Source organism: Streptomyces sp. NPDC031365 (assembly GCF_055569765.1).
This window is the reverse complement of sequence record NZ_JBVIIM010000040.1, coordinates 47936-57090: the sequence shown is the minus strand read 5'-3', so window position 1 is coordinate 57090 and position 9155 is coordinate 47936. Positions and strand designations below refer to the sequence as shown.

At 72.4% G+C, this 9155-nt stretch carries 11 protein-coding genes; 5 read left to right on the top strand and 6 right to left on the bottom strand.

Annotated elements, in window-relative coordinates; genetic code table 11:
• Positions 1-77: helix-turn-helix domain-containing protein (locus ACZ5C2_RS35565; RefSeq protein ID WP_468800624.1), on the bottom strand; the 77-nt coding region annotated here is incomplete at its 3' end.
• 152 nt (positions 78-229) lie between these two features.
• Between ACZ5C2_RS35565 and ACZ5C2_RS35560 the strand changes: the two genes are divergently transcribed.
• Together ACZ5C2_RS35560 and ACZ5C2_RS35555 are read left to right on the top strand one after the other, a co-directional pair.
• A complete protein-coding gene (locus ACZ5C2_RS35560; RefSeq protein WP_468800619.1) occupies positions 230-475 on the top strand; it encodes an alpha-L-rhamnosidase N-terminal domain-containing protein in 246 nt (81 codons plus the stop codon).
• A gap of 79 nt (positions 476-554) precedes the next feature.
• Positions 555-755, top strand: a complete 201-nt coding sequence (locus ACZ5C2_RS35555; RefSeq protein ID WP_468800616.1) for an alpha-L-rhamnosidase C-terminal domain-containing protein — start codon at positions 555-557, stop codon at positions 753-755.
• Positions 756-939: 184 nt separating this feature from the next.
• On the opposite strand, the gene ACZ5C2_RS35550 is transcribed toward ACZ5C2_RS35555, so the two are convergent.
• Positions 940-1062, bottom strand: coding sequence for a hypothetical protein (locus tag ACZ5C2_RS35550; RefSeq protein WP_468800614.1), 123 nt, complete (start codon positions 1060-1062; stop codon positions 940-942).
• A gap of 22 nt (positions 1063-1084) precedes the next feature.
• On the bottom strand, positions 1085-1786 hold the full coding sequence (locus ACZ5C2_RS35545) for a helix-turn-helix transcriptional regulator (protein ID WP_468800611.1): 702 nt from the start codon (positions 1784-1786) through the stop codon (positions 1085-1087).
• Positions 1787-1852: 66 nt separating this feature from the next.
• On the opposite strand from ACZ5C2_RS35545, the gene ACZ5C2_RS35540 reads away from it, so the two are divergent.
• Complete coding sequence (locus ACZ5C2_RS35540) at positions 1853-2290, top strand: hypothetical protein (protein WP_468800609.1); 438 nt, start codon at positions 1853-1855, stop codon at positions 2288-2290.
• A gap of 7 nt (positions 2291-2297) precedes the next feature.
• On the opposite strand, the gene ACZ5C2_RS35535 is transcribed toward ACZ5C2_RS35540, so the two are convergent.
• On the bottom strand, positions 2298-3179 hold the full coding sequence (locus ACZ5C2_RS35535; RefSeq protein ID WP_468800606.1) for a YegS/Rv2252/BmrU family lipid kinase: 882 nt from the start codon (positions 3177-3179) through the stop codon (positions 2298-2300).
• Positions 3180-3245: 66 nt separating this feature from the next.
• A complete protein-coding gene (locus ACZ5C2_RS35530; RefSeq protein ID WP_468800603.1) occupies positions 3246-4838 on the bottom strand; it encodes an FAD-binding oxidoreductase in 1593 nt (530 codons plus the stop codon).
• 74 nt (positions 4839-4912) lie between these two features.
• Between ACZ5C2_RS35530 and ACZ5C2_RS35525 the strand changes: the two genes are divergently transcribed.
• Both ACZ5C2_RS35525 and ACZ5C2_RS35520 read left to right on the top strand, forming a co-directional pair.
• On the top strand, positions 4913-5521 hold the full coding sequence (locus ACZ5C2_RS35525) for a TetR/AcrR family transcriptional regulator (protein ID WP_468800601.1): 609 nt from the start codon (positions 4913-4915) through the stop codon (positions 5519-5521).
• Complete coding sequence (locus ACZ5C2_RS35520) at positions 5518-7119, top strand: glycerol-3-phosphate dehydrogenase/oxidase (RefSeq protein ID WP_468800598.1); 1602 nt, start codon at positions 5518-5520, stop codon at positions 7117-7119. Before ACZ5C2_RS35525 ends, ACZ5C2_RS35520 begins: the two co-directional genes overlap by 4 nt.
• Here the strand turns inward: ACZ5C2_RS35520 and ACZ5C2_RS35515 are convergent.
• Positions 7107-9155 carry a discoidin domain-containing protein gene (locus ACZ5C2_RS35515; protein ID WP_468800595.1) on the bottom strand — a complete coding sequence of 683 codons (2049 nt, stop codon included), beginning with the start codon at positions 9153-9155 and terminating at the stop codon, positions 7107-7109. The genes ACZ5C2_RS35520 and ACZ5C2_RS35515 overlap by 13 nt on opposite strands.

Genomic DNA, 9155 nt, shown 5'->3' with positions numbered 1-9155 from the left:
CGGGCAAGCTCGGCGGCCTGCTCGTCCGTCGGATGGAAGCGGTACTTGAACGCCCGCTTCACCTGCCCCTCAGTCATACTCACAAACTAGCGAGCGTACAAGTGAAGCACAAACCTGCTGGTCAGAGCACGAACCTTCGCCTTGGCGGCGAAACCCCGCTCCCTACCCTGCTCCGCAGGAGTCCGTTTCCTCACCGCCCTGAAGGGCGGCGTATCCACGGAGGAATCTGATGACCACCCCGAACGTGTGGAACTGGCACCGCGCGCCCTGGCACGGCGAGCCGCGTCTGCTTGCCCAGTTGGAGATCGACCACCCGGACGGCTCCCGCACCACCGTCGCCTCGGACGGCGACTGGCGGCTGGACGGGGCCCGGGATTCAACGACAGCGCGTGGCGCCCGGCCGGGGTGCGGGAGGCGCCGGGCGGAAGGCTGCGGGCCCAGCCGCACGACCCGATCGAGATCATCGAGACGGTGAAACCCGTGAAGATCAGCGAGCTGCGCCCCGGGGTGTACGTGGTCGACATGGGCCGCACCATGGCCGGCTGGAGGCCGCGGTGTCCTGGTCACGGATCGACGGCCGGCTGCGGCTGGCGGTGCGCGTGCCGGTGGGTGCGACCGCCGATGTCCACGTGCCGGCGGCCGGCGATCGTTCCCGGGTCACCGCGCCGAAGGCGGCGGAACTCCTGCGCGCGGAGCCGGAGTTCGTCGTCTACCGGGTGCCGCACGGGAAGTGGGAGTTCACCGGAACGGCGTAGGCCCGGGGGCCGGGGCGGTCACGGCGGTACGGCCGGGGGTCGCGCCGCCGTGACCGGCCGCCACCGGCTCCGGGATGCGTCCACGAGGGGACCGTGGCCCCGGTTCACGAGGGAGTGGCGCCGGCGCCGACTCCCCGCGCAGCGCCCGTCACCACGACGGTGCGGTCGCGCAGCGGGGTGCGGTTCACCGGTCCTCTCCCTCGTGCGGCTGCGGGGCGGCGACCGTGATCCCGGCGTTGTGGAGCGCTGCGGTCAGCGCGTCCCGCTCCGCGGTGCCGCGGCCGGAGGCGGACAACCCGCGGGTCATGGGGCGTCCGCGCGCGGCCGGTTCAGGCGGCGGGCTCCAGGCGGACGCAGCACCGGCCAGGCTCCGGTGCCAGGTGCGCCTCGAGCCCTGTGGTGCCGAGTCCTTCGAGGACCCCGCGCATCAGGTGCAGGTTCATGCCGCACACCGTCCGTGTGTGGGCGCGGGCCAGAGCGTGGAAGGGGCAGTTGCCGAGGACGACGGCCTCGCCCTCGTGCCGTGGCTCGAAGCCGTACCGGTGCAGTACACGGAAGACCTCCCTTTCGTCGTCGTCCGTCCCCAGCCGTACACCCAGTTCCCACGCCCTGCGGTGCAGTACCTCGCGCACGGGCTCCCCGCCCGCGGCGGATTCCTCCACGGCCTGGGCGAGCAGCCGGCCGGCGAGTTCGTAGCGCCGGTCCGGGAGGCTGACGGCGATCTGCGCGGCCGAACGGCGGTAGAGCTTCGCCGGGCGGCCGGCGCCCGGTCCGCTGCGCCCGCTGCGCCGGACGTGGAGCACGTCGAGCAGGTTCTCCGCGGCCAGACGGTCCAGGTGGAAGGCCGCGGTCTGCCGCGCCAGCCCGAGCGCCTCGGCCGCCTCGTCCCGGCCGACCGGGTGGTTCCGGCCCACCACGTAGTCGTAGAGCCGCCGGCGGGTGGGCTCGTCGAGGGCGGCGATGGCGGAGATGTCCTTGTCGCGTACTTCTTCCGTGTCGTCCACGAGCACCAGTGTAAAAGCAACAGCCATTGACTAAAGAGCGGATCCGCGCTTCTATCATTAATGAAAGTTGCCGATAGAAGAAAGGTGCACGCCATGGCCTCCACAAGCACGAGCGGCACGTCGGTCACGCCTCGACGGGCCGCGCTCACCGACCCCGGCTATCAGGCGTACGTCATCCTGCGCACCGGCTTCACCGTGGCGCCGATCCTGTTCGGACTGGACAAGTTCGCGAACCTCCTCGTGGACTGGCCCGCCTACCTCGCGCCGTGGATCAACGACCTCGTCCCGGGCAGCGGGCAGGCCGCGATGTACGCGGTCGGGGCGATCGAGATCGTGGCCGGCGTCGTCGTGGGCATCGCGCCGCGCTTCGGGGGCTGGCTGGTCGCCGGCTGGCTCGCGGGCATCATCGTCAGTCTGCTCACGCTGTCCGGCTACTACGACGTCGCACTGCGTGACGTCGGGCTGCTGCTGGGCGCCGTGGCGCTCGCGCGGCTGGCCGAGCGTTACCACCGGCAGGGAACCGGGTCCTGACGGCCGGTCAGTACAGCACGTTCAGCGCTCCGGGCAGGACCCTGACCGTGACGGGGAGAACGGCATCGACTTCCCCGTCGGTGCCGTAGGGAATGTTCCGGCCGGCCTCGATGCGGATCTCGCTGCCGCGCAGGATCCGCACCTGGGGCCGGCGGACGTGTGTGCCGGCCCTGAGTTCGTTCATCAGGGCGAAGAACAGCCGCCGGGGCGCCTGCTCGATCATGACGATGTCCAGCAGTCCGTCGTCCACGCGGGCGTCGGGGGCGATGATGCGGCCTGATCCGTAGAAGCCGGAGTTGGCGGCCACCACCGTGTACCCGGTGTGCGTGTGCTCCTCGCCGTCGACGGTGACCCGGTAGCGGGTGGGCCGCCAGGTCGCGACGGCCCGCAGGCCGCCCGCGTAGTAGGAGGCCGAACCCCGCAGCAGCCGGGACCGGTTGGCGTGGCGGTTGGCGAGCGCGTCCACACCGGCGTACACGCTGCCGAGGGCGACGGTGCGGTCGTGGACGGCCGAGCTGACTTCCATGGTGTCGACCTGCCGCGGTTCTCCGTGGAGCAGTATGCGCGCCAGGGCCTCCGGGTCCCGGGGCAGTGCGAGGGCGCGGGCGAAGTCGTTGCCGCGGCCGGCCGGGACGAGGCCGAGGATCGCGCCGGTTCCGCTGAGGGCGCCGCCGACACCGCCCGCGATGCCGTCACCGCCGACGGCGAGGACGACCCGCCCCTCGTCCCCGGCGGCGCGGCCAAGTTCCCGCGCGTGGGCCAGGCTGCGGCTGTACTCGGTCCGCAGGTCGGCTCCCTCCTCGCGCAGGTGCCGGGCCAGGGCGAGCAGCGCGGCCGCTCCGGTGGCCGCTCCCGCGGTGGGGTTGACGACGGCGGTGAACTGGCGCATCGGGGTGCCTCCGGGCGGGCCGACGGAAAAGGGGGACGGGCTGGTGACCTGAGGGGGCGGTGCGGGTCAGTCGGCGGGCAGGAGGACGCCGGGGTTGAGCAGTCCGGCGGGATCCAGCGTCCGCTTCACCGCGCGCAGCGCGTCGACGCCCAGGGCGCCGGCCTCGCGGACGTACCAGTCGCGGTGGTCGGTGCCGACTCCGTGGTGGTGGCTGATCGTGCCGCCGGCGGCCAGGACCGCCTCATTGGCGGCGTGCTTGGCGCGCTTCCAGTGCTCCACCGGGTCCTCACCCTGGGCCGAGACCACGGTAAAGTAGAGCGATGCGCCGTTCTCGTAGACGTGGGAGATGTGGCACATCACCAGCGGCGGGGTGCCGGCCCCGGTGAGGGTGGCGGTGAGCGCGTCACGGACGGCGGCGTACAGCGCGGGGACGCGGGACCAGAACGTCGCCGTCTCCAGCGTCTCCGCGAACGCCCCGGCGTCCAGGAGCGCGTCGCGCAGATACGGGGCGGAGTAACGGCCGTGGGCCCAGCGCCGGCCGGGTTCCTCGCCCAAGGGGGTGCCGCCGCACGCGCGCAGGACGGCCGCGGCACGCTCCCTGCGGTGCTCCGTGTCCTCGTCGGTGCCCTCGTACCCGGCGACGGCCGTGCAGCCCGTGGCCTGCCGGGTGCCGGAGCCGATCGCCGCCGGGTTGGCCAGCCCGACCAGGGTCTCGGTCTCGTCGGACAGGCGCAGCACGGTGGGGCGCGGTCCGTCCTGGGCGAGCCGGCGCAGCGCGGTGGTCCCCTCCTCGAAGGTGGGGAAGTGCCAGCCCTCGTAAACGCGGACCTGGGGGACGGGGCGGATGCGGACGGTCACGGAGGTGATGACGCCGAACGCGCCCTCCGATCCGAGGACGAGCTGACGCAGGTCGGGTCCGGCGGCCGAGCGGGGGGCGCGGCCGGTGTCGAGGGTGCCCTCGGGGGTGGCGAGGGTGAGGGACAGCACCATCTCGTCGAACCGGCCGTACCCGGCGGACGCCTGACCGCTGGAGCGGGTGGCGGCGAAGCCGCCGATGGTGGCCCACTCGTAGGACTGGGGGAAGTGGCCGAGGGTGTAGCCGTGTTCGGCGAGCAGCGCCTCGGCCCGAGGGGCGCGCAGGCCGGGCTGCAGGGTGGCGGTGCGGGAGACCGGGTCGAGATCGAGCAGACCGTCCATGCGCCGCAGGTCCAGGGCGACGAAGACGCCGTGCGGTTCGGGCGCGAGGCCGCCGACGACGGAGGTGCCGCCGCCGAACGGCACCAGCGGCAGACCGTGTTCGGCGCACACCCGCAGGACGGCGAGCACCTCTTCGTGCCCGGAGGGCAGGAGCACGGCCGCGGGGACGGCGGCGACGTCGCCCTCCCGGATGCGCAGCAGGTCGGGGGTGGACTTGCCGCGCGTGTGCCGGACACGGGTCTCCGCATCGGTGCGTACATGGACCTCGTCGCCCAGGGCGGCGGCCAGGGCACGGTGGGCGGCGGGCGGCAGCGGGCTCGCGGGGACGGCCAGGTCCTCGAGGGTTACGGGCGCGGCCTCGCGGGGCTTGACCCCGAGCAGATCGCGCAACAGCCCGATCACCGTGTCGGGCAGCGGCGTCGCCTCGGCCGGGTCGCCCCAACCGCTCCATAGCATGTCCATGGCTTTCGTCCTCACGGGTCGGAAATGAGCGATGCCGTCGACCAACGGCCTCACGTGGCGTTACACTGTGACACATGACGCCTATTCGTCACAACGCATCCGGCGGTCCGGACAACGACGCGGTACTCGACGCGGTGCGGGACTGCGTCCTGGCCGTCGGGGTCCGCCGCACCACGCTCACGGACGTGGCCCGCCGCGCCGGGGTCTCCCGGATGACGCTCTACCGGCGGTGGCCCGATGTGCGCTCGCTCGTAGGTGACCTGATGACCCGGGAGTGGATCGCGGTGGCCACCGGCGCCATCCCCGAGCACGCACCGGGGGTGCCCGCACGCGACGCGATCACCGAGGGGCTGGTGACGGCGGTGCGCGCCTTCGGCGTCCACCCGCTCTTCCGGAAGATCCTCGACGTGGATCCCGAACTGTTGCTGCCCTATGTGCTGGACCGCCGAGGTGCGAGTCAGGAGGCCCTGCTGGACATGCTGGTCGGCTCCCTGCGTGAGGGACACGCCGACGGCTCGGTGCGCGCCGCCCATCCGGAGCGGCAGGCCCGGTCGGTGCTGCTGATCGTGCAGTCCTTCACCCTGTCCCTGCGGACCATGACCGACGAGGACGACCCCGAGCTCGCCTCCGAGGCGTTCCTCGGCGAACTGCGCGGCATTCTGGAGAGGACCCTCACGCCATGACTCCCAGCAGCGGCCCGGCCTCCGCCTCGTCCCTGTCCGCCGCCCGGCGCGCCCGTGAACTGACCGGCTCGGTCGGCGGTCCCGTCGTCGACGTGCTGGTCGTCGGTCTCGGCGCCACCGGAGCGGGTGCCGCACTGGACGCCGCGGCCCGCGGGCTGAGCGTGGTCGCCGTCGACGCCCACGACCTGGCCTTCGGCACCTCCCGCTTCAGCAGCAAGCTCATTCACGGAGGGCTGCGCTATCTCGCCTCCGGACGGCTCGACGTCGCCCACGAGAGCGCGGTCGAACGCGGGGTGCTGATGGAGCGCACCGCCCCCCACCTCGTACAGGCCCAGCCATTCCTGCTGCCCCTCACGCCTCTGGTCTCGCGCGGTCAGGCCGCCCTGGCACGGACCGGGTTCCGGGCCGGCGACACGCTGCGCCTGGCCGCCCGCACGGCCCGGGCCACCCTGCCCCCGCCGCGCCGGCTCAGCACGGTGGAGACCCGCCACCTCGCCCCCGCCCTGCGGCACGACGGACTGCGCGGCGGACTGCTGTCCTGGGACGGCCGGCTCACCGACGACGCCCGGCTGGTGACCGCTCTCGCCCGGACGGCCGCCGCGCGCGGAGCGCGAATCCTCACCCGGGTCCGGGCCCTGGAACTGACCTCCACGGGAGCCAGGGTGCGTGACGAACTCAGCGGCGGGGAGGGTGAGATCCGCGCCCGCGCGGTGATCAACGCGTCCGGTGTCTGGGCGGGCGGCCTCGTCGACGGCGTGCGGATACGGCCCTCCCGCGGCACCCATCTCGTCCTGCGCCCCGACAGCCTGGGACCCCTGTCCGCGGGCCTCCACATCCCGATCCCCGGGGAGAGCAACCGCTTCGTGCTCGTTCTGCCCCAGGACGACGGCCGGGTCTACGTCGGCCTCACCGACGAACCCGTGGACGGTGACATTCCCGACGTCGCCCAGCCGCCGGAGGCAGACATCGGGTTCCTCCTCGATGTCCTCTGCTCCGTCCTGCACACCCCGGTCCGCCGCGTCGACGTGGTCGGCGCCTTCGCCGGACTGCGCCCTCTGCTGGACACCGCGTCACAGCAGTCGGGCACGGCGCCCAGGACCGCCGACCTCTCCCGCCGGCACGCGGTCCTCACCTCCTCGGAGGGTGTCGTCACCGTCGTGGGCGGCAAGCTCACCACCTACCGGCGGATGGCCGAGGACGCCGTCGACGCCGCCGTCCGCCTCCGCGGGCTGAGGGCAGGCCCGTCCCCCACCGCGTCCCTGCCCCTCGTGGGGGCAGCGCCGCCGCACGTCCTCACCGATCTGCCCGCGCCCCGCCGCCTCGTCCGGCTCTACGGCACCGAGGCCCCGGCCGTCCACGCGCTTGCGGCGGACGAACACCTGCTGGGCGAACCGGTGTTGCCCGGGTATCCGGTCACCGGCGCCGAACTGCTGTGGGCGTTGCGCCACGAGGGAGCGCTCGACGAGGAGGACCTCCTCGACCGCCGCACCCGCATCGGGCTCGTCCCCACCGACCGGGCGACGGCGCTCGGTGCGGTACGCGCACTCCTGGACGGCACCTTGTCACAGGGCGGTTCAGCGCTTCCTCATCGTCCCTGAACACCGACCTCATGGAGCGAGTAGCCCCATTCGGTCCCCCGGTCCAGGAACCGGACGCGGAGGTGGCGGGCCGTCACCGGCGTGAACACGGCCGTGTCCAGGCCGCCGTCACCGGAGTCGGTGGACCAGACCGTGTGCCAGTCCGTACCGTCGGTGGAGAGCTCGATGCGGTACGAAGTGCCGTACGCGCCTTCCCAGTCCAGGGTGACGCGGCCGACCCGATGGAGGGCGCCGAGGTCGAGGCGCAGCCACTGGTCGTCGCTCCAGTCGCTGGCCCAGCGGGTGCCCCGGTCGCCGTCCACGGCCCGGGCGGGTGCGTAGCTGGTGAACGGGTTCCACTCGGCGGAGGAGGCCGTGGCCTGTGCGCCCCGGGCCAGGTTCTCCGCCGGGCGGTGCCGCTCGGAGGCTCCCCAGGTGCCGAGGTAGGACTCGGCGCCCCGGAAGAGGTCGTCCACCACGTCCTGCCCGCCGACGCGCCGGATGTCCTCGATCCAGTCCGGGACGAGGCCGTAGTGCGCGGCTCCGTCGGTGTTCAGGTCCCAGGTGCGCTGCCCCGTGGTCTGCCGGTCGAGGACCGAGCCGCCGTCGACGCTGCGGAAGGGGTAGGTGACCGGGTCGGGGACGTCCGCGCCGCGCGGCGCGGGCCAGCCGCCGACACCGTTCATGTCCGTGCCGTAGCCGTAGCCCACACCGTACGTGTCACGCAGCCGCTCGGTGCGCTTCGCCTCGGCGATGAATCCTTCGGAGCCGTTCATGTACTGGGCGGCGAACCCGCCGAGACCGTAGAGCCGTTCGGTCCAGTTCAGGTCCATCCAGCTGTGCGAGGAGAGGACGCCGGGGTACGACTCGGCCTCGAGGATGTCGAGAGCCCTGCCCGTGGCCTTGACACTCATGTGGTCGATCTCGAGCATCATGTGGCGTTTCATCATCCCTCGCACGGCGTACTCGCCGAGTTCGGTGAGACCGCGGACATTGCACCGGGCATCCTCGGCATAGGCCGGAACCTCCGCGCCCTGCGGCAGTCGCCGCTCTGCGCCCGGCGCGGAGGTCAGACCGATGGGGTTGTCCTGCTGGGGCCCGGTGCACTTCTCGGTCCGCCAGAAGGTACCCGTGGACAGGAACTGTCCGACGTTGATGGCGGTGCCGAGCGCGCCCGAGTCGAAGCGGACCCCGCACAGCGCGTTGTCGAACTTGTGACACAGGAACATGCTGCGCACACCCAGCGCGTACAGCTCGTCGAGTCCGGCGTCGATGTCGGCCCTGTCGCACTGCGCGACGTCCAGGACCTGCTTGCACCCGAAGGGTTCGGAGGTCTCGACACCGAGGACGACCGCGAGTTTTCCCTGTGCGACGACATCACGCGCCTGCGCGCTGTCGGTGACGATCCGGAACCAGCCCTTGCCCGGTCCGCCGTACATCCCGTCGATGTGGGCCTGCATGTCGTACGTCAGTTTTGCCTGGAGCCGGATCGACGTCATCTCGTCGCAGCCGCGGTCCTTGAAAAAGTACACGGAGCAGATCACGCCGTTGGTGACGAGGTCGTTCACCAGCACCCGCTGGCCGCCGCGCCACGCCCGTTCGATCCAGGCGTAGTAGTTCTGCTGGTGGGTCAGCGAGTTGTGCGCGGGCCAGTCCTTGAAGGTCGGCCAGCCGACCGGATCGTGCCTGCCGTCACCGCCGTTGGTGATGAAGTCGAAGACGGCGAGCGAGCCGTCGGGGTAGTGCTCGGGGCAGTCCCTGAGCGCGTCGGCCACACCCTTCTCCGAGAACGCCCTGCCGCAGATGAGCCGGCCACCGAACGCCTCGTTGGACATGATGTGGTTGTGCGCGTCGACGAACCCGCGTACCTCGCCGGCGGCGTTGGTGCCCTTGAACGGTTCACCGGTGACATTGATCCCGGAGTCGGGCGCGGGCCGGGCGGTCGGATCCCACCAGCCGCGGTCGGCCGCGGAGCTGGGCGTGGGGCCGAGGACGGCGGCCAGCACGAGGAGGAGCAGCGGTACGACCCCGAGGTGCCGTGTACGGTACGCAGTCAC